At 45.3% G+C, this 21,044-nt stretch carries 18 protein-coding genes; 16 read left to right on the forward strand and 2 right to left on the reverse strand.

The genetic code is table 11. The features are described from left to right. Window positions 1-112: 112 nt before the first annotated feature. Complete coding sequence (locus NSS67_RS09465; protein WP_339319305.1) at window positions 113-1,321, forward strand: glycosyltransferase; 1,209 nt, start codon at window positions 113-115, stop codon at window positions 1,319-1,321. A gap of 25 nt (window positions 1,322-1,346) precedes the next feature. Continuing rightward, window positions 1,347-2,438 (forward strand): glycosyltransferase family 4 protein, encoded by a 1,092-nt coding sequence (locus NSS67_RS09470; protein WP_339319306.1) that lies wholly within the window; start codon window positions 1,347-1,349, stop codon window positions 2,436-2,438. 27 nt (window positions 2,439-2,465) lie between these two features. On the opposite strand, the gene NSS67_RS09475 is transcribed toward NSS67_RS09470, so the two are convergent. Further along, entirely contained in the window at window positions 2,466-3,149 is a 684-nt protein-coding gene (locus NSS67_RS09475; RefSeq protein WP_339319307.1) for an SOS response-associated peptidase, read from the reverse strand. 156 nt (window positions 3,150-3,305) lie between these two features. Between NSS67_RS09475 and NSS67_RS09480 the strand changes: the two genes are divergently transcribed. The 6 genes from NSS67_RS09480 to leuS all read left to right on the forward strand — a co-directional run bounded on the left by NSS67_RS09480 (window position 3,306) and on the right by leuS (window position 10,187). Next, window positions 3,306-3,761: a DUF523 domain-containing protein gene (locus tag NSS67_RS09480; protein WP_339319308.1), complete on the forward strand. Its 456-nt coding sequence runs from the start codon at window positions 3,306-3,308 to the stop codon at window positions 3,759-3,761. Window positions 3,762-3,881: 120 nt separating this feature from the next. Continuing rightward, on the forward strand, window positions 3,882-5,027 hold the full coding sequence (locus NSS67_RS09485) for a cysteine desulfurase family protein (protein ID WP_339319309.1): 1,146 nt from the start codon (window positions 3,882-3,884) through the stop codon (window positions 5,025-5,027). 99 nt (window positions 5,028-5,126) lie between these two features. Then, window positions 5,127-5,648: a PRC-barrel domain-containing protein gene (locus NSS67_RS09490; protein ID WP_339319310.1), complete on the forward strand. Its 522-nt coding sequence runs from the start codon at window positions 5,127-5,129 to the stop codon at window positions 5,646-5,648. A 14-nt stretch (window positions 5,649-5,662) separates the two neighbouring features. Beyond that, window positions 5,663-5,872, forward strand: a complete 210-nt coding sequence (locus NSS67_RS09495) for a hypothetical protein (RefSeq protein ID WP_036677557.1) — start codon at window positions 5,663-5,665, stop codon at window positions 5,870-5,872. 277 nt (window positions 5,873-6,149) lie between these two features. After that, window positions 6,150-7,217 (forward strand): AI-2E family transporter, encoded by a 1,068-nt coding sequence (locus tag NSS67_RS09500; RefSeq protein WP_339319311.1) that lies wholly within the window; start codon window positions 6,150-6,152, stop codon window positions 7,215-7,217. A 519-nt stretch (window positions 7,218-7,736) separates the two neighbouring features. Continuing rightward, on the forward strand, window positions 7,737-10,187 hold the full coding sequence (gene leuS, locus NSS67_RS09505; protein WP_339319312.1) for a leucine--tRNA ligase: 2,451 nt from the start codon (window positions 7,737-7,739) through the stop codon (window positions 10,185-10,187). Between the two features lie 59 nt (window positions 10,188-10,246). Here the strand turns inward: leuS and comER are convergent, their stop codons facing one another. Then, a complete protein-coding gene (gene comER, locus NSS67_RS09510; protein ID WP_339319313.1) occupies window positions 10,247-11,098 on the reverse strand; it encodes a late competence protein ComER in 852 nt (283 codons plus the stop codon). 187 nt (window positions 11,099-11,285) lie between these two features. On the opposite strand from comER, the gene NSS67_RS09515 reads away from it, so the two are divergent. The 8 genes from NSS67_RS09515 to NSS67_RS09550 all read left to right on the forward strand — a co-directional run bounded on the left by NSS67_RS09515 (window position 11,286) and on the right by NSS67_RS09550 (window position 21,034). Beyond that, window positions 11,286-12,008, forward strand: a complete 723-nt coding sequence (locus NSS67_RS09515) for a ComEA family DNA-binding protein (protein WP_339319314.1) — start codon at window positions 11,286-11,288, stop codon at window positions 12,006-12,008. A 115-nt stretch (window positions 12,009-12,123) separates the two neighbouring features. Beyond that, window positions 12,124-12,642 (forward strand): dCMP deaminase family protein, encoded by a 519-nt coding sequence (locus NSS67_RS09520; RefSeq protein ID WP_339319315.1) that lies wholly within the window; start codon window positions 12,124-12,126, stop codon window positions 12,640-12,642. Between the two features lie 536 nt (window positions 12,643-13,178). Next, window positions 13,179-15,866, forward strand: coding sequence for a ComEC/Rec2 family competence protein (locus tag NSS67_RS09525; protein WP_339319316.1), 2,688 nt, complete (start codon window positions 13,179-13,181; stop codon window positions 15,864-15,866). Between the two features lie 687 nt (window positions 15,867-16,553). Continuing rightward, window positions 16,554-17,093, forward strand: coding sequence for an RNA polymerase sigma factor (locus NSS67_RS09530; protein ID WP_339319317.1), 540 nt, complete (start codon window positions 16,554-16,556; stop codon window positions 17,091-17,093). Next, the gene (locus NSS67_RS09535) at window positions 17,090-18,208 is read left to right on the forward strand and encodes a hypothetical protein (protein ID WP_339319318.1); all 1,119 of its coding nucleotides are present in this window, start codon (window positions 17,090-17,092) and stop codon (window positions 18,206-18,208) included. The genes NSS67_RS09530 and NSS67_RS09535 overlap by 4 nt, the downstream gene beginning before the upstream one ends. Window positions 18,209-18,476: 268 nt before the next feature. Further along, entirely contained in the window at window positions 18,477-18,827 is a 351-nt protein-coding gene (gene tnpA / locus NSS67_RS09540) for an IS200/IS605 family transposase (protein ID WP_339320554.1), read from the forward strand. Between the two features lie 7 nt (window positions 18,828-18,834). Next, complete coding sequence (gene tnpB, locus NSS67_RS09545; protein WP_339320555.1) at window positions 18,835-19,950, forward strand: IS200/IS605 family element RNA-guided endonuclease TnpB; 1,116 nt, start codon at window positions 18,835-18,837, stop codon at window positions 19,948-19,950. Window positions 19,951-20,002: 52 nt separating this feature from the next. Beyond that, window positions 20,003-21,034 carry a LacI family DNA-binding transcriptional regulator gene (locus tag NSS67_RS09550; RefSeq protein WP_339319319.1) on the forward strand — a complete coding sequence of 344 codons (1,032 nt, stop codon included), beginning with the start codon at window positions 20,003-20,005 and terminating at the stop codon, window positions 21,032-21,034. Window positions 21,035-21,044 lie beyond the last annotated feature (10 nt).

Consider the following 21,044-nt stretch of genomic DNA (forward strand, 5'->3'; position numbering starts at 1 on the left):
GTGATCGCTGCTTTTTTAGGCGCAATAAATCCTCTTAGGGCATTCACACAGGCACAAAGATGGAATTTAAATATACTAATCTTATACTCCAATGTAGAGAGAGGTAAAAATCATGGCGGATGTAGGGGTAGTTATGCCTTTGTATACCCAAAAGCCGGAATTTCTCCGGCAAGCTCTGGAGTCTGTTCTGCGCCAAACCTTCACCGAATTTCGACTGGTCATTGTGATTGATGGTGCGCCAGAAATGGAACCGCTTGTGAGATCAATAATTTCCGATGATCCGAGGGTGACTATTATCTCGTATGTACAAAACAGGGGTATAGCACATGCACTGAATACGGGATTTGATCTTTTGTTTTGCGATCCCAGTATTCAGTATTTGAGCTGGGTCTCCAGCGATAATGTTTATGAACCCCGTTTCCTTGAAATCCTTCGAAGTACGCTAGTGAAGGGACCGCAGGAGCTAGGGATCGTATACAGCTCTTTTCAAAGTATTGATAATGAGGGAAACCTACTTCATAACGAACATCAACTGGCTACTCAGCGTAATTATCAGTCACAGCCAAAAGTGAAATTGCTGGATTACTCGCTTATCGGTGTTTCTTTTATGTACAAATCACAGGTTGCAAAGCTTGTTGGAGGGTACGGAATGGAACCGGTGGAGGATTATGATTATTGGCTGAGAATGGCTGAACATTGTGAGATTCGCTATATCCCCGTGGAGCTGGTTAATTATCGAGTGGACTCTACTTTCAGCGTATCTGCACAGTTACATTCCACTGAAAATCATCGCAGATGGAGATACACCTATCACTTGACCCGCCATCAGGCGCGATTCCGTAGAGGGATTCCTGCTATGCTTACCGTTTTATTTCCTGTAGTGAATGCTGGTGCGGAGGAAATAGCGAGAATAGAGAATCTGTATGAGCAGACGTATAGCAATTATGAGTGCCGGGTGCTGGATTTATCATCTACGCGTCAACCATCTGCTCTCCTGGGCACGATACCTCATCCTGCCACTGAATTCGCTTGGATGCCTGGAGTTAAAGAGTCACACGCGATTTGTGGAGCGTTAGAGCACTTATCCACTCCCTATACGTTAGTTTTAGGTCCGAAAATTTTTATTGGAGCCCTCGATATTGAATACATGCTGGAAGCTTTGATTACTACCGGTGGGGACACGATCTCCAATTATTATACGGATGATCATAGCTTAATTGGATTTCGGCACAGACATGTCCCATCGACTAAAACTCACTACTACAATGAGCTGTTTCGAAGTACAGATTTGTATGATCTGTTGAAGATCTATTTTTCCTAAAATAATATGCGAATGAGTGATCGTAATGAAGATTTTGTTCACCTTCTACAACCCGAGTGGAGGCATGCAAACCCTGAACCGAGTGCGCTGCCAAGCGTTACATGAACACGGTGTAGAGTGCCATTTGTTGTATACACACCCTGGAAAGGGACAACAAAATATCCCTAACATTCAAACACATATTACCAATAGTGATGACGAGATCAGGGGATTGCTCATTCGGGAAGCCTTTGATTTGATTGTAGTGTGCACGGATATTTTTTTAGCAGAGAGGTTCAGAGAGTTTGGTTACAAAGGGCCGCTTGTTTTTGAGGTGCAGGGCTTAGGGACATTAGATGAAGCGGAGCAAGTCATTAGTAATTTTAATGAGCGGATTCACAAGCTAACCGATGCATTGCTCTATCCAGAAACAAGCCATTTGCAGACACTTTTTAAAAGTGGATTTCCATCCATTCTTCAATTTTGCTTTGACAATCCGATCGACTGCAATCAGTTTGGATATACCAATTATCCTACGAAAAGCTTTCCAATCCTCGGCTGGGTGGGACGAATTCAAACGAATAAGAATTGGAGAGAATTTCTGCAAATCGGACAAAGATTGCTGGCGATCCATCCCGAGCTTTATTTATGGATTTTTCAGGACGATACTTTGTTTGAGCCGGAGCAAAAAGAGAGCTTTGAACGCTTTGTAGCCGAGACTGGGATTGGTTCACGTTTGATTTCCCATTCAAATATTCCTCATGAGCAAATGGCAGATTATTTGAGCATGATTGGTGATTCGGGAGGTCTGCTCTGTTCCACCTCTATTCTCGAGGGATTTGGGTACGCGGTAGCTGAGGCGATGCTGTGTCGTTGTCCTGTACTTACTACGGATTCAGATGGTATTCGGAGACTTGTCATTAATAATCACACTGGAAAAATATACAACAGAGGGCAGCTGGATGAAGCTGTGAATGCTGCTTTATCCTTAATGCATGATCCAGCACTACGGACCAGGATTAGGATGAATGGTGAGTGGCATATCCGAAATAACTTATCCTCAGAGCTGTATGCTGATAGATTTCTACGTATGTCTCATCAATTGATGAGACGTAGGTCTAAGATCGAGCGGCGCTAGTCTTAACTCTGCGGGTAACCCGCAGGGTTAAGATGATTTTTCTTGTACCTCTTCAATTAAATCCTTCGTATCATTCCGAACATTTCCAACAGCTGTGGAAACCGGATAGGCTCTCATTTGATTTTGATCATAAGGCTTTAGAAGCTTCATTAGTGAATTGGCATCCTGATTGCCCCGGCTCAGCCACTCTGTCTCATCCTCAGGCTTCAAAATAACCGGCATGCGATTATGGATTTCAGCCATAAGATCGTTCGGGGTAGTCGTAATAATCGTACAGGTACTTAGTTTATTCCCTTCCGGGTCCATCCAAATATCATACAATCCGGCCATGGAGAAAATACCCCCATCTCGCATCACGATCCGCATGGGGTGTTTGCTGCTGCCCTGCACCTTCCATTCGTAGAAGCCATCAGAAGGGATGATACAGCGGCGTGAGCTTACTAATCGCTTAAAAGAAGGCTTTTCTAGTAGTGATTCTGCCCGGGCATTGATCATCTTGCTCCCTATTTTGTCATCCTTAGCCCATGAAGGAACCAGACCCCAGCGCAGTTCTCCAAGCTTATTGCTGGAGCCTGTGTTAATGACTGCCGGAACCTGCTGCATAGGTGCTGCATTATATTTAGGAGCATAGTGGACAATGGTTGAATCATTCGCAAAATATCTGACCATCAGCTCTTCCATAGTGACGGTTATTGTATAGCGTCCGCACATTATTTACACTCCCCAGTCAGTAGATTAGAAGCTCGCTCAGTTTACAGCTTAAATTTAGCATGTTATGCTCGAAATATTTCTTAGCTTGTACGACCAATGATCGCCTGAGTCTTATTATAAACGAAGCAGAATGAATGACGAAAGTGGTGCTCATAGATGATTCTCGTAAGCTCTTGTCTAGCTGGTATGAAAGTGAGATATAATGGAACGGATTGTTTGGATGAGACGATCCAGAAGCTTTTGAATGAGAATAAAGCCATTGCAGTGTGTCCGGAGCTACTAGGGGGATTCTCTACGCCAAGAGAGCCGGCAGAAATCATTGGTGGGGATGGCGAAGATGTACTGGCAGGGACGGCTAAAGTAGTGGATCGATCAGGTACAGATGTTACAGATATGTATTTAAAGGGTGCTTATATTACGCTTGAAAAAGCCCAAGAAGTCTCAGCTACGATGGTAGTGCTTAAGGAAAACAGCCCTTCCTGCGGCAGCACCATGATTTATAATGGGGAATTCAGAGGGAAGAAAATAGCTGGAAATGGCGTTACTACAGCTTTACTTAGAAAAAATGGCATAGAGGTAACCTCCGAAGAGAATTGGCTGGCATTATCTTAGCTTTAAAAGGGAAAAGATTACAATATTGTGTTCTTTAGCTTGTGGAAAACTCACTTCTCGCGCGGTATAATTTAATAGTAAAGAACTAGTTTCCTAAACCCTAGAAGCGGAGAAATGAATATGAAAACCATCTATTTGGACCACGCCGCATCAACCCCGGTTCATCCCGAGGTGGCTAAGGTCATGTTGAATATAATGACAGAACAATACGGAAATGCGTCTAGTGTACATCAGTTCGGGCGTGCAGCTAAAAGAATATTGAACGGGGCGCGCGATAATATCGCCGCCTTTTTGGGCTGTGCGCCAGAAGAGTGGGTGTTCACTGGAGGCGGCACAGAGAGTGACAATTTAGCGCTCTATGGAGCTGCGACTGCAGTTTCCCATAAAGGAAAACATATTATCACCACCCAGATAGAGCATCATGCAGTGCTACATACCTGCGAAGAGCTAGAGAAGGAAGGGTTCAAAGTTACATATCTTCCGGTGGATACTACAGGCCGAGTATCCGTTGCAGACGTAGAGGCAGCATTGCAGGAAGACACGATCTTAATCAGTGTAATGTATGCCAATAATGAAGTAGGAACCGTTCAGCCGATTCAGGAGATTGGTCAGCTCGCTAGAGAGCGAGGAATTCTGTTCCATGTTGATGCTGTACAAGCTCTAGGTGCACTGCCTATTACACTAAGGGAGCTTCCCGTAGATTACATGAGCTTTACCGCTCACAAGATCAATGGGCCCGGTGGGATCGGAGGTCTCTACGTTCGAAGCGGAGCCCCGCTGCATCCAAGACTTCATGGAGGCCTTCAGGAGCGCGGCAGACGTGCTGGAACAGAGAATCTAGCGGGTTCTGCCGGATTTGCCAAAGCTGTTGAGATAGCGGTTACGGGCCTTTCAGAGCGTCAGCAGAATGTGAAGCTCCTGCGTAATAGACTGCTAGAAGAGCTGGATGCCCTGATTGGGCGGGGGAGTTATTCGCTTAACGGTAATCCCGAGCATTTTTTACCTAGTATTCTGAATTTGAGCTTTCCTGGGGCTGGAACAGATGTTATGCTGATGAACCTGGATATGGCGGGAATTGCGGCAGCGAGTGGTTCAGCCTGCACGTCAGGATCGCTGGAAATATCTCATGTTCTGCAGGCAATGGGACTTCCCCAAAATTTTTTAGAGTCTGCGATTCGATTTAGTATCGGTTTGGGTAATACTACTGAAGAAATCGAGTACGTTGCTCAAAAAGTTGAAACCATTTTGAATCGTCTACGTAAATGAGACTAGTTACTCTAGGTTTCGATCTGTATCGGGACGATTCGGGCTTTTGGCTTTCTGCGAACTCGTAAGTACACTCAAAGTGAGGGGATCGAGACAGCCATGAGACTTCAAGATCTGATCGGCTTGGCTGTATATGAAGTTGAAGAGGGGAATGACATCGGCAAGATTGTCGATATCCTACTCGATTCAAACTGGAATATTACGGGTATTGAACTGGAAAGCAAATCTTTTTTTGGTGGCCATGTGAAATTTGTGGCATGGAAAGATATTGTTGCCTACGGCGAGGATGCTGTCATGATTCGTAGTAAAGAGTCGATTGATAAGACAGATGCCGATCATATACCTTGTACTTTTCTGTTAGGAAAGAACAAACTTAAGGATTTGAAAGTACTAACTACAACTGGAACTATACTTGGACGAATATCGGATGTTTATTTTGACCAAAAGTTGGGAAACACAATAGGAGCGCTGGAAATCAGTGACGGGCTTGTGACTGATTTGATCGAAGGCCGCAAATGGCTGCCTTGTTCTGACGAGATGTCCATTGGTGAGAATGCTTTAATGGTTCCTGCGATGAGCGAAGAACGGCTACAAAAAGCCATTAATATTGTTAACGGATAGGTGGAATGTATTATATGAAGTGTCCAAACTGCAACTCTAAAGATATCGGAAAGATCGGTTCCCACCAGTTCTATTGCTGGGGCTGTTTCATCGAATTGACGGTAAACGGTGAGAAAATGTCGGTTTATCAGGTTGAAGAAGACGGCACACTCAGTTCGCTAGACGATCTGTTCTCCGGGGATGATATGACTCAGGATTTCCCGCAAATTCATGCATCGTCATAACTATGAATCTTGCTTTGTAAGAGAGACTGTTCTATGTACTTAAGCGTCAATTTCCTTTCAGCTGAAATCAGCTGTAGGGTTATTGGCGCTTTTTTGAGGCAAAGGCCTCACTTTGTGGGGCTATTTTGGGGGCTCCCCGCAAAGTATCTGGATCAGCATCGAAGGAAAGGCCTCACTTTTTGGGGTTATTTTGTGTGCTTGATGGTTATTTTGCTGCGGCCATACATATACTTATTTACGAAGCTAGTCCAGGCTATAACCGCAGGAGGGTACACTCATGGAGCAATGGTCCCAAAGTAAATGGTTCCGCTGGATGATCGGAGTGCTGCTCTCCCTGATCATTTTGTATTTTGTTTGGTTGCTTCGTCCGATGCTGCAGGGGATATTTGTATTCTTAAAGGCAATCCTCGCTCCATTTCTGGCAGCTATGATTATTTCCTACGTGCTGAATCCCGTCGTTAGTATGCTGGCAGGACGGAAGATGCCACGTAGTGTAGCTGTTCTGCTTATATATGCAGTATTTCTAACGGCGATTGCAGTGATCGCTATTAACCTTATCCCGATGTTTATCGAGCAGCTTGAAGAGTTAAATGAACATTTGCCAGAAATGACGCTGCAAGCCCAAGGGCTGATGCGACATATGAATTCAAGACTCATACCACCCGGGGTCGAGATGGGGATGAATAATTGGTTTTTTCAACTGGAGAGTCGTCTCGCAGAAGGGATATCTAATTTTCTCGATAATATAGGGACAACGATTAATGTGCTATTTAATGCTTTTATCGTGCCATTTCTAGTGTTCTATATTTTGAAGGATTTTGACGTGTTTGAGCGGACGGTAGTCTCTTGTCTGCCCCGCGCACGCCGTAAGTCCATTGTTACCTTGTTAAAAGATATCGATGATGCACTTGGCAACTACATTCGTGGACAGTTTCTGGTCTGCATTATCATAGGTGTGCTTGCCTATATCGGTTATGCCATCATCGGAATGCCCTACGCCTTATTGTTCGCTAGTGTAGTGGCAGTGTTCAATATTGTTCCGTATATGGGCCCCTTCCTGGGGGCTGCGCCAGCTATTGTGATGGCCTCGACAGTCTCGTTTCGTTTAGTGCTACTGGTTGCAGTGGTGAACACTGTATGCCAAATTGTGGAGAGTAATATTATATCTCCACAGGTGGTGGGGAGGAAGCTGCACCTGCATCCGCTGCTCATTATCTTTGCACTTTTGGTTGGCGGGGAATTGGCGGGCATGATAGGACTTATCCTTGCTGTACCGTTCTTCGCGGCTGCAAAAGTCGTTATTCAACACTTTATGACGTATTTAATTAAAAGAAAGCCTGTCTAAAAAGGTAAAACATTGACTATAGTCAATAGTTTTGTATATAATGTTGGGGAATATTACTGATGAACCATCAGTATATATAGTTGATCGATGATGAGGAATATTAATTCTATACCGTTATTGCAGAGAGCCGGCACTAAGGTGCGAGCCGGTTAACGGAACGGAGTGAACTCACCTCTGAGTAACGGCGCAAGTTTCAGGATATCCATTAGACTTAACGGATCTCCTAAGGTGAACCGCCGTCGCCTCACCCCCGCTAAAGGGTGCAAAGTGAGTGGCAGAATAAAGTATATTCAGCCGCTAACTAGGGTGGTACCACGGGAATTATAACCTCTCGTCCCTAGCGATAATACGCTAGGGATGGGAGGTTTTTTTGTAAATATAAGAGGGTATAGGTTTCACGAAATACTTCATGTCTTATATTTCTCGCATAAACGACGCTTAGTGTCCTTATAAGGACACCGGACGCATTTATGCTAGCTTAAGAAAACTAAGTAGTTACACTCCAAGGAGGAGCAGACAATGAGCGACAATCAAACAAACAGCATACCTGCCGGCGGTTACCGGGCGCAGGCTATTGAGCCTAAGTGGCAAAAGTTCTGGGATGAGAACAAAAGTTTCAAGACAGGTGAAGATCCAACCAAACCGAATTTCTATGCACTCGATATGTTCCCGTACCCTTCAGGTGCAGGACTGCACGTAGGTCATCCAGAAGGCTACACAGCAACGGATATCGTATCCCGCTACAAACGGATGCGCGGCTTTAACGTGCTGCACCCAATGGGCTGGGATGCTTTTGGACTTCCTGCAGAGCAGTATGCGATGGATACGGGTCAGCATCCACGTGATTTTACAGATAAGAACATCGATAATTTCCGTCGTCAGATCAAATCGCTGGGTTTCTCCTACGACTGGGATCGCGAGATCAGCACTACAGATCCAGATTATTACAAATGGACGCAGTGGATTTTCATCCAGTTGTACAACAAAGGCTTGGCATATGTAGCAGAAGTACCTGTTAACTGGTGCGAGGCACTGGGTACAGTACTTGCCAACGAAGAAGTTATTGATGGTAAAAGTGAGCGTGGAGGACATCCGGTCGTTCGCAAACCGATGCGTCAGTGGATTCTGAGAATTACTGAATACGCTGAGCGTCTGCTGGAAGATCTGGAAGAGCTGGATTGGTCTGAGAGCATCAAGGATATGCAGCGCAACTGGATCGGCAAATCCACAGGTGCAGAGGTGAACTTTGAAATTGAAGGTCACGACGCTAGCCTGACCGTGTTTACAACGCGTCCAGATACGTTGTTCGGAGCGAGCTACTGCGTATTAGCACCAGAGCATGAACTGGTTGATGCCATTACAACAGAAGAACAACGTGCAGCGATTGCAGAATATCGTGTGAAAGCTTCCCATAAGAGCGATCTTGAACGTACAGATTTGGCTAAAGAGAAGAGCGGTGTATTCACGGGTGCGTATGCAATCAATCCTGTGAATGGCGCTAAGGCACCAATCTGGATTGCGGATTATGTACTTGCTGGATATGGAACGGGTGCGATCATGGCGGTTCCAGGTCACGATACACGCGACTGGGAATTTGCTAAACAATTCGGCCTGAATATCGTGGAAGTCGTACAAGGTGGCAACGTTGAAGAAGAGGCGTATTCCGGAGACGGACCGCATGTCAATTCTGATTTCTTGAATGGACTTAAGAATGAAGAGGCAATTGCAAAGATGATTGCTTGGCTGGAAGAGAAGGGCGTAGGTAAAGGTAAAGTAACTTATCGTCTGCGTGATTGGTTGTTCAGTCGTCAACGCTACTGGGGAGAGCCGATTCCAATTCTGCATCTGGAAGACGGTACAATGAAGACCGTTCCGGTTGACCAGCTGCCGTTGGTATTGCCTGATGTAGATGCGATCAAACCTTCGGGTACAGGGGAATCTCCACTTGCGAATGTAACCGAGTGGGTAGAAACAATCGATCCAGAGACAGGTATGAAGGCTCGCCGCGAGACGAACACCATGCCGCAATGGGCGGGTAGCTGCTGGTATTACCTGCGTTATATTGATCCGAAGAACGATCAAGAGCTGTGCTCCCCAGAGAAGCAAAAAGCATGGCTTCCAGTGGATCTGTACATTGGTGGAGCGGAGCATGCCGTACTTCACTTGCTCTATGCGCGTTTCTGGCACAAAGTGCTTTATGATATCGGCGTAGTGGAAACGAAAGAGCCTTTCCATAAGCTGGTTAACCAAGGTATGATTCTTGGAAATAATAATGAAAAAATGAGTAAATCACGCGGAAATGTCATCAACCCTGATGAGATTGTTGAAGCTTTCGGTGCAGATACACTTCGCGTGTATGAAATGTTTATGGGCCCTCTGGAAGCAACTAAGCCTTGGAATGAAAAAGGTGTTGAAGGGGTTCACCGTTTCTTGTCCCGTGTATGGCGCCTGTTCGTGAATGAGGAAGGTAAGCTCAATTCCAAAATCACAGCAGATGGTGGTACGGACGAATTCAAACGTACTTGGCACAAAACGATTAAGAAAGTCACTGAGGATTTCGAGCATCTGCGTTTCAATACTGCGATTAGCCAGTTGATGATCTTTATTAACGATGCCTACAAGCAAGAGACGTTGTCTCATGAAGCTGCAGAACACTTTGTACAAATGTTGTCGCCGCTGGCGCCGCATATTGCCGAAGAGCTGTGGCAACTGCTTGGTCACGAAGGAAGTATCAGCTACGTGGCTTGGCCAACTTATGATGAAGCATGGACAGTAGATGCTGAGGTTGAAATCGTTATTCAGGTGAATGGTAAAATCGTGCAACGCGCATTGATTCCGCTGGATATGGGTCAGGAAGAAATGCAAGCTCACGCGCTGTCACTTCCGAATGTGAGTGCGGCCGTAGAAGGTAAAACCGTACGCAAGATTATTGCGGTTCCTGGCAAGCTTGTAAATATTGTAGTGGGTTAAGCGAAGAACGCAATTCTGCCCGCAGCAACGGAGTAATCCGTGCTGCGGGCTTTGTTGTTCTAACGCTCTTTAATACCTTGATTAATAGTGTCATGTCTGAATAGCTCATCAAGCTTGGTGACATCCTCATCATATTTATCATGCGTAGTCGTGATAAGGCGTTCAAATACACCTTCTAGACTGATGCGAAGGTGATTTAGCGCTTCTGCGGTAATGCCACCGCGAACTGCGACTCTTTCTTGAAGCTCTTGCGGGGTGAAATCTCCTTCTGTCAGCAGTTTACCTGTTCCAAGCAGCATTTCACCAGCAAGTCGGCTGATTAATGTCTCTTCAATACCAGTGGCATCCACTGCAGCTTCAATCCAGCGCTCAATGAAATAGCTTAAGAATGCAGGCCCACAGCTGGAGAAATCAGAAGCGATTCGGGTATGTGCTTCTTGGATTTCCAAGGGAACACCTATGAAAGACAATAGCTGCAGCAGTTCAAGCCTGTCTTTTTTATTAAGCCTACTGCCAAATATGCACAGTGAAGTCCCACTCTTAACGCAGTGCGTAATGCTTGGGATGATCTTGGCAATTTTGGACGGTAAAACGGATTCCAGATGATGCAATTGAACGGGACTTGTAATGGATACGACGATTTGCTCACTGCGGAGGCATGAGCCGATTTCATCTGTTAATGTTTTAAATTCAAGAGGCTTTACGCATAAAAAAACGATATCACTTCCAGACGCTGTATCTCTATTGCTTCCGCAAATGGAGATGCCAGGGTGACGCTTCTCAAGCTCCAGCAGCTTGTTCAGACTGCGGTTGCTGGCAAGTACATCACACGGATCTAGCGCTCCGGAAGAAAGAAAGGCGTCGATCAGCAGGCTGCCCATGCTGCCTGTTCCGATAAATCCTACTTTCACCTGTGGTTCCTCCTTTCTAGCATTGCTTTTTTACTAACTGACATGAATTCTCTTCGTTATATGTATGCAGGATAGCCTTGGACAAATGACAGGTTTTGTATGAATTATTATAGGAAATTCCAATTTAAGGAATGTATGAAGATTCACAAAAAAGTATACTGCGAATTATCGTGAGGAGGAGCGCATCTTGAATAAAGGGAGTATAGTGCTCGGAGTGGCTGTAGCTCTACTGGGTAGCGGACTGCTGTGGGCTGCAGGGAGTAAGGGAGATTCCGGCATTGCCGGATGGGAGACCTTGAATGTAAGTATGGAACAGGCGATTGGAGTCGCTGAGCCTGATGAAGCTTTGGCCGCAGAGGGTAGTGATGGAAATAAGAAGGATCATAAGCAAAGTGCGGGGAAAGCTGCAGTGCAGGCTGAAGGTGCTGAGAAGAATGGAGATGCTGGGAAGACTGATGCTACTGGGAAAGCTGAAGAAGGTGAGAAGGTTAAGGGTGTTATACAAGAACAGCAAGCTGTTCAAACTTCGGTAGCTGAAAAAGGGACGGTAGTCGCAGGACAGAATGCTACGGGGCGTGGAATAGAGTCTGGAGGCCAAACGCAAACCGTGGTAGGGAGCCAAACGCCGATAGGTGTAGAAAGCCAAACAGCAGCAGGGGATAAAGCAGCTGTGGCTGCGGGGGCGCTGGAAGTTTCCGCATCAGTTGCTTCACAGGAAGGTAAAATAAATGTGAACACTGCGGGTGCTAAGGAGCTGATGGATCTCCCAGACATCGGAGAGAAGAAGGCTCAGGCTATAATCGATTACCGCAACCGTGAAGGGGCTTTTCGTAGCCTGTCAGATTTGGGGAAGGTTAAGGGGATCGGGCCCAAAATGCTGGAAAAGTTAAAGCCTTTAGTAATATTTTGAAGATAAAATGGTATTGTATGTACTGTTGAATGTGTTACAACCGTTGTCCTAGTGAATACTTGCAGGGATGTGCTACAATAGTTAACAACTATTTAGAAGGATATGGAGATTGATTATGACTGCTACCTATCGCAAAGACTGGGATACTTATTTTATGGATATTGCCTGCATGGTCTCAACTCGTTCACGCTGCAATCGTCGACATGTGGGTGCTGTACTGGTACAAGGCAAGAAGTTGCTAGGAACAGCGTACAACGGAGCGCCAATGGGCGTGCCTGATTGCTCTGAGGCAGGTTGTATGCTTTCTGAGCAATATGAGATGGAGATCGTTGATGGTGTAGAGACTATGGTGAAGAAACAGCGCTGTATTCGCACGATTCATGCGGAACAGAATCTTTTGCTATTTACAGATAGAAGCGACCGGGAAGGCAGTACCGTATATGTGACGGATGAGCCCTGCTGGACCTGCGCTAATATGCTGGCGAACAGTGGTATTGTGGAAATCGTGTATTTCCGCCCCTATCGCAAGGATATGGAGAAAGTAGAAGCAATGATGGCTGCCAAGGGCATCATATTTCGCCAATTGGAGAATTATGAGCCGCCGAGTGAAACGATGATCAAAGTGTCGGAGTAACGGTACAGAACAACACCAATTTAATAAGATGACTTGAGGAAGAACCTCTCTTGCGCTTTTATGGCGTATGCAGAGGTTCTTTTTTTGCGTAAATGTAAGGATCGATCAAGGGATGAGTGGCACGATGTAGCTCAAAGATGCTAATGGTTTGCTGGTTGACTAAGCAGTGACAATAAACGGTGTATAGCGATTATCGGCGAATAAACCTGCAAAAGTACATCATTTAATGATACGGGGAGGGCTGGAGCATAGAATCCTGCAAATCTGCAGTTTTTCATGTCCCTGAAGAAGCCATTGAGCCATAAGTGTGGATATTCCTGTATATTAGCAGTTTTTCCGCTTAATGAAGGGAATATCTGAACAAAATGATGTACTTTAGCAGGATTTCTCCAATCCAGTGAAGGTAAGTAGCGAAAAATATGCAGTGAAGAGTATGGAGGATAGAAAGAGAATAACATTTGCATTGTGGGATGTGCGTCGAGGCTCAAGAAAGCTTTTAGTACGCAGTATTTGCGGAAGGAAGGGAGGATGGGGGAATGAAGATAAGACCTTTATTAAGCTTTACGGTATGCTGGGTAGCTGGAAGCGCGGCGGCTTGCTTATGCTCAGGGAGCGGACTGCTGCTCGCGTGGGCTGGATTAATATTTTTACTGATGAGTCTGATGGTGTGGGGAACAATGAGCTGGAAATACATAGCCGCATTATGCTTGTCCATTTCTTTAGCAGCTGGATATTGGGAGTGGAACGAGGTTCACAACGTAAGTGTACTTCCTGACGCCCTAGGTAGATCCGTCGTGGAGTTGAATGGGAGCCCTGTGGAAGCTAGAGGTACGATCGTTTCCGTCGTGGAACGGGATGGGGATCGGGTTGATTTTATAATGAAGCTCTCACATATGAATCTCCTTGCAGAGGATGATGAGAAAGCATCTGATCCTATGGATGAACAGGATAAAAGGGTGCAGGGCGAGTTAATCGCAGTGCAGATCAAACTACTGGCTGAACAAGAAATTGCTCTCGCTGCGGAGTGGCGAAGAGGGGACGAGCTGCTGCTTAGCGGTGTGCTGGAAGAGCCGGCAGTAGCACGTAATTTTGGAGGCTTCGATTATCGTACCTACTTACATACGAAGAAGATTCATTGGCTTTTGAAGGGACAGGGAGCGGAAAATGTGAGGGCAACCGTGCCAGATTCATGGAGTTCATTAACGATCTTGCGTTTAAATGACAGTGTGCGGAAGGTCCTTGGGGCAGAGTTAGATCGTCTTTTTCAGCAGCGTCACTCAGGGTATATGAAGGGCTTAATCATTGGGATGCAGGATGATCTTGATCCGGATACATTTAAAGAGTTCTCGCAGCTCGGTTTAACGCATATTCTCGCCATTTCAGGTATGCATGTAGCAGTGTATGTAGGTGTTCTTTTATTTCTGTTCAGGCGTTTACGCATGACAAAAGAGACCGCGTTAACGGTCACCTTAGTGCTCGTTCCTGTATACGTCCTCTTATCTGGCGCGGGTCCGTCTATTGTACGTGCGGGGTTGATGAGTATGATTGCTTTGCTCGCTGCGCGAGTTGGAATGCTGAAGGATGGGCTGAATATTTTGGCGGCATCGGCTCTGGTTATGTTGATCTGGAACCCTTACATGCTGCTTAGTGTCAGCTTCCAGCTGTCTTTTCTGGTGACATTAGGCCTGATGGTTTACGTTCCACTTATGAATCCTCTGCTGAGCGCACTGCCTCGTTGGCTTAAAAGTGCCGTCTCTGTGACTCTAGTAGCCCAGTTGGTTTCATTTCCGCTAACGATTTATTATTTTAATCAATTTTCGCTGTTGTCTTTAGTTGCTAATTTGGTCTTTGTGCCCGTTATAACCTTTGTAGTATTGCCGCTAGGGACGCTTGCGCTGCTGCTTGGACGACTGTGGGGTGGTGGTGCTAACGTTCTGGCGCATATTACGGAGCTACTGAATAACTTTACTTTCTACGCTGTAGAGTGGATCAACGGGTTTACTGGTGGAGTTCTGATTTGGCGCTCGCCTTCACTACTGTGGATCGGGGTGTACTATGTTTTGTTGTACGGTCTGTTGTATGTTGCCAAGGTGAGAAAGGAAGCTCATTCTGCACCGCAGTATATGGAGGACGAGACGAGGCCATTAGCGGAGGTCGGCTTACCTGTGAACAGGCATGGTGGGTTTGGGAGAGTGGCGAATGCACAGTTTGCTTTTGGTACTTCTATGGTTGGACGCTGGAGTGGAACGATTGTTCTACTATCGGTGGTTGGACTGGGGATGTTGTTGTATAGGGGTTATCAATCGGATGGTCAGACAGGTAGAGGTACGATTAGTTATCTGGATATCGGACAAGGCGACAGCATCTTCATTACTACGCCGAGTGGAGCCCATATTTTAGTGGACGGTGGAGGAACCTCAAGCTTTGGTCAAAAAGAAGAGTGGCGCGTTCGTCGAAGTCCGTTCGAGGTAGGAGCTAAAGTGCTGGTGCCTCTGCTGAAAAAACGTGGTATCCACCGTTTAGATGCGATTATTTTGACACATGGGGATCAGGATCATGCTGGAGGACTCCAGGCTGTTTTGGAGGAGATTCCTGTCTCAGCGCTGCTTTTTAATGGGACGCTTGTTGATCGTGAGCCTTATATGGAGATGATGAGGACTGCACTGGAGAGGGATGTTCAGCTGTATGCTGTGCATCAGGGAATGACTCTATCCCCGGATGACGAGACGGAGCTGTCTTTTTTGTGGCCGGAGGGAAGGGATGAAGGAGCGGCGGGTACTCCACCGTTGGTTGATATCCCTCTACTGGAAGAGCAGAACCACGATTCGGTAGCTTTTCGCTTAAAGATGAACGGTAGGGACTTTCTATTCACCGGAGATATGGATCTGGAAGCTGAGGAGGAGATTGTGCAGCTAGCCCGGCAAAAGGGTATCAGCGCTGGGCCTGCCATTGATGTACTGAAGGTAGCTCACCATGGGAGCAAAACTTCAACAGGCGAAGCTTGGCTCGAATTCTGGCAGCCTGCAGCAGCGGTGATTTCAGCGGGTGTTAATAATTTGTATGGTCACCCGAATGCTGAGGTGTTGGAGCGTTTGCAGGATAGCCGTGCAGTTATTTTCCGAACGGATCAGCAGGGGGAGATACAGATGCGAGTGCGGGCGGAGGGAATTGCTGTGCGATATAAGTTGTGGGAGGCAGGGGAAGGAGGAGATAGGAGGAGATAGGGATAGGGAGAGGTAGGTAGAGTAGAAAATAGGATAGAAAGAGAGAAGAAAGGATAGAAAGAAGGATAGAAAGAAGGTTAGAAAGAAGGATAGAAGTAACTTAGGGGAGGGGGAGTGTTAGAGTGTTGAAGGAGTGGGGGAGTGATGTGCATAGCACCAGGTGCAACAGAAAACAATAATTGCTCCTCACATAGTACAAAGTTTCAATAAAACACCCTAAACGCCTCTCATTGCACTTTATACAATAGAATGCACTCTAAAGTAGCTGGATCTTCATTCTGTTGTACTTTGTACACTCAATTACAGCAGAGTCTATTTATGTAGTGGAAAGATCAATTTCTATTGCACGAAATGTAATAGAAAGCTTTTTACGAGTATACCCGAGTCCGAGCAGAGGGTTGTACATTATGCCAGTACTTTAAACCACATGTAAGTATATTTATCTAGAAACTACGCACCGCACCCGTTTCCGGGAAATGAACTTACAACGATGGCTAACACTAGTATTTAGATCCCTCTAATTGGATACGGGAGCACCACCGATGGCGTTTACGCGTTCATCGGTGGTGTTTTTTAATAGACAGATCTACAGATTATGCTGTTAAGTAAAGAACAACCTAATAATTTATTTTATAGGGAACTTTTTCAAGTTTAGAAAGTCTTATTAGGTAAGGGGTGAGACGAAACATGCTAAGCGAAGAGATACCATATGCAGAAGCCTACGCGTCCGAAATGACCTTGCGGGAAATGATGGAGGAGTATGGATCGGATGTGTGGAATTACGCTTTTTTCTTAACTAGAAGCCGTGAGCAAGCGAATGATATTAGCCAAGAAGTGTTTTTAAAGGCGTACAAGAATGTGGGGAAGTACCGTGGACAATCGTCGATGAAAACTTGGCTGCTCACCATTACTAGAAATACAGCCTTCAGTTGGAGCAAAAATAGCTTTTGGCGCAGATTCACACCATTTGGGGATCAACCTGTCACTGTAACTACCTTGTCTGCAGAAAGTGAAGCGTTAGGCAATCAGTATGCGAACCGAATCTGGGAAATTATTATGACCCTACCAGACAAGAACAGAGAGGTATTAGTGCTGGATATTCAGCATGGACTTTCGATTGCCGAAATGTCTGATTTGTTGAATGTGGCTCAGGGGACTGTGAAATCTCGTCTCGCGCGGGCGAGAGAGAAGGTTAAGCAAGCCATCCAGAAGGAGGAAAGGGAATGAAAGGCAGAGCTGAAGACAGTAATCCAGTGATGATCGGACAGACGGATTGGTATGCGCAAGCAGGTAAAAGACCTTTTATTGAAGATGGCTTTTCTCCTGAGCTGATGATGCGGATCGAACAGGCTGCTACGAATAAAACTCCTGGTTACAAACGGTATCGAATAAATAAAAGTGTATTACTGACTAGTCTGGCTATGATTTTGTTGATAGTTGTGCTTAATTTGCCTATGGGCGTATGGAAGAGCCAAGGTCCAGTTCAGTCTTCATCGGTGCAGTCACAAGCAGGAGGTATACTACCTACTTCTAGTCCTGATACTAATGACAAAGCGTTAGATCCGCCAGTAGGCTCAGCGCTATTTGAGATCAGCGGTAAGAAATATTACATGCCGTTGCCGCTGGATAGGAATAAGGAAAAAGCTTATGCTGTTGAAACAACATCCGGAATCCTTTGGTCGCCGCCACCTCCGATGGTAGACTACAAGAAGCCCAAGTATACACATCCTACAGAACCTTTTACACTTTACTTAAGTTCAAAAGATCAAGCGGAGCTGTCTGCTTCTTCGGCTACTAGGATATATACCTTTCCTCTTTATGCTGGAAGTGCAAGTACTTATCAATATTTGAATGGATTTTATGGAGCGGGAGATTATATCCTGCTGACTTCCTCCACGCGAACTTTAGGTTCAGACAAATTGGAGAATGGTAGAATTTCAATGCTAAATGTTAAAAAAGCAGTGGCTGGAGAAACTGTGGTACCGAAGGAGCTTACGAACTTTGATGAAACACTGTTAAGCTACAAGTATTTATTCGCTGTGGATAAGGAGTATGAATATCTCGTAATAAGTTACCTAGAATACCCGGTTGATAAGAAATACCAAGACAAAACAGTGCTTTATGATCTAGAGACCTTAAGCATTCGAACAACTGCAACAACCAAAGGGTTTAAAGAGATCGAGGGAGAAACATTAACCATGGATTATGAAGTGGACGGGAAACTACGTAAAGCGGATATTATTGTGAAAGGTGGGCTAGGGTGGATAAATGAAGATTGGGCATTTTTATCAGAAGAGCAACGAAATGCACTGTATCAGGAATTTATGAGTCAGACTCCCTAGTAGATAATTCACCCGATAAAAGCTATACTTTTTGATAGAATAGTTTCGCAAACCCATGACTTTAGTCGTGAGTTAGAAAACTTCGGACAAGGCGTGTTATAGACACGTTATTTGTACGACACATGTTAAAATATTCAAGAGATAAAGTTACCAATATGACGTGATTTTATCATATAATTACAACTACAAATGTTATTGTATATCTAGAGGTGGAAACGTGTCAGAAGTAAAGCGTGGTCGAGGATATGTTTACTCTATCTAGTATCATATTGTATGGTGTGTAAAGTATCGTCACAAGGTGCTTCAGGGCAAATTGGATGTAAGACTAAAAGAAATATGGAGTCAAATTGCATTAGATAATAACTTCTCCATCAGCGAGATGAAAGGCGATGAAGACCACGTACATCTGCTGATTGAGTGCTCTCCACAACATTCTATACCGAGCATGATCAAAGCACTTAAAGGTGTATCTGCCAGACTGCTATTCAAAGAATTTCCTGATCTTAAAGAGAAGCTATGGGAGGGAAATCTGTGGAACCGCTCATACTTCATTGCTACCGTTAGCGAAAATACGGAATCGCAAATACGAGAGTACATCCAAAATCAGAAAGTGAAGTGAAGCCATGCTGACGCATAAAGCGTACAAGTTCCGCATATATCCAAACGCAGAACAACAGCTGCTGATCCATAAAACGATTGGCTGTAGTCGGTTTGTGTTCAATCACTTTCTGAACAGATGGAATGAAGCCTATAAAGATACAGGAAAAGGGTTGTCGTATGGGAAATGCTCTGCTGAACTTACATTACTCAAACGAACGAAGGAATGGCTACAAGAGCCTGATAAATTTGCACTTCAAAACGCACTGCGGCATCTTGTGGATGCTTACAGCCGATTTTACCAGAAGCAAAACGATGCCCCTAAATTCAAGAGCAAAAAGAATCCTCTTCAGTCGTATCAAACCCACTTCACGAACAACAACATCGCTATTGTCGGTCACAAGATCAAGCTTCCTAAGCTTGGATGTGTTCCATTCGCAAAGTCTAGAGAAATAAAAGGACGGATTCTGAGTGCTACCCTTAGGCGGAATCCAGCGGGCAAGTATTTCGTGTCTATACTTGCGGAGGTAGATGTGGAGCCTTTGCCAAAGACGGATTCATCCGTCGGGATCGATATGGGTCTGAAAAACTTTGCGATCCTCTCAAACGGCGAAGTATTCCGAAATCCTAGGTTTTTTCGGACGTTGGAAGAGAAGCTTGCCAAGGCGCAGCGTATTCTCACAAGAAGAACGAAAGGAAGTTCCAATTGGAACAAAGAGCGCATCAAAGTTGCCAAAATACACGAGCATATGGCCAATGCGAGTGCTGACTATTTACATAAGGTCTCAACGCATATTGTCAAAAACCACGACATCATTGCAATTGAGGACTTGCAAGTGAAGAGGATGCTCCAATATGGCAAATTAGCGAAAGCGATCAGTGAAGTATCCTGGTCGCAATTCAGAACGATGCTGGAGTACAAAGCAGAGTGGTACGAGAAGCAAGTCGTCGCAGTAGTTAAGACGTTTGCATCAAGCCAACGATGTTCGTGCTGCGGGTACAAGAACAAAGACGTTAAGAATCTCAACTTGCGCGAATGGATATGTCCAGAATGCCATGCTACACACGATAGAGATGACAATGCCAGCAAAAATATTCTGAACGAAGGACTAAGACTTCTGTACTTAGGAATCTCGTCACTTTAGTGATGAGAGGTTCAAAAAGTAATTTTCTTTTGAGAAGAGTGGAGCCGAAGAGATGAAGAAGTTAACGATTGATGATGTGGCTCAAAAAGCGGGAGTGTCGAAGAGTACGGTCTCCCAATTTTTGAACAAACGTTTTAAATATATGAGTGAAGCGACGAAGAACCGAATTGAGGCGGTGATTGAGGAGCTTAATTATCAGCCTAACGGTTTAGCGCGTAGCTTGAAACAGAATCGGACGCATATGGTCGGGATCATCGTTGCCAATATCGATTATTCACTGTCTATTCAGTGCATCCGGGCGATTGAGAACGAGCTGCAGCAACACGGGATCCAAGTGATCATATGCAATGCCGATGAGAATGCGGAAAAAGAAAGCAAGTACGTCGAAACCTTAGTCGCCCGCCAGGTGGACGGTTTGATTATTTTTCCGACGGGGAACAATCCATCTGCCTACAGCCGACTGATAGAGGCCGATTTTCCACTAGTGTTTATGGATCGTCTGGTAGATGGAATCACCACGCAGAGTTTGTTGCTCGACAATGAAATGGCGGCCAAGATAGGTGTGGGTCAGCTGATACAGCAAGGACATGAGCGAATTGCTCTGGTGTCCCTCCCGTTAGGTGAACATGCCATTACCCCTCGTAAAGAGCGGATTAGTGGTTACAAAAAGGCGATGGAAGAAGCAGGTATAGCTCTACGTGAGGAGTATATTTGCAGCGTGCCAAAAGAAGAATTAGCTACAGGACTGAAACGCCTTTTAGCGTTGCCTGAGCCTCCGACAGCACTGCTGGCTACGAACGACATCACGCTGGCGGAGATCCTAAAATATGCGAATCGAAATGCCATCGCTATTCCGGAACAATTGTCTGTCATCGGTATAGATGATGCGGAGTTCGCACAAATTTATAATCCGGTTATCACGACGATTCGTCAGCCTGCTTACGAAATGGGCATGCAAGCCGCTAAGATTATACTCTCTTGTATCGAGGATAAAGGCACCTCGGTCCCTATTACATATCGGTTCCCGCCGACCTTGCAACAAGGACAGTCCGTGAAGTCTCATCCATCCCTTAAGCTGGACTAGAGAAAGCTGC

This window comes from Paenibacillus sp. FSL R10-2734 (assembly GCF_037963865.1).
In the GTDB taxonomy this organism is placed as follows: Bacteria; Bacillota; Bacilli; order Paenibacillales; family Paenibacillaceae; genus Paenibacillus_AQ.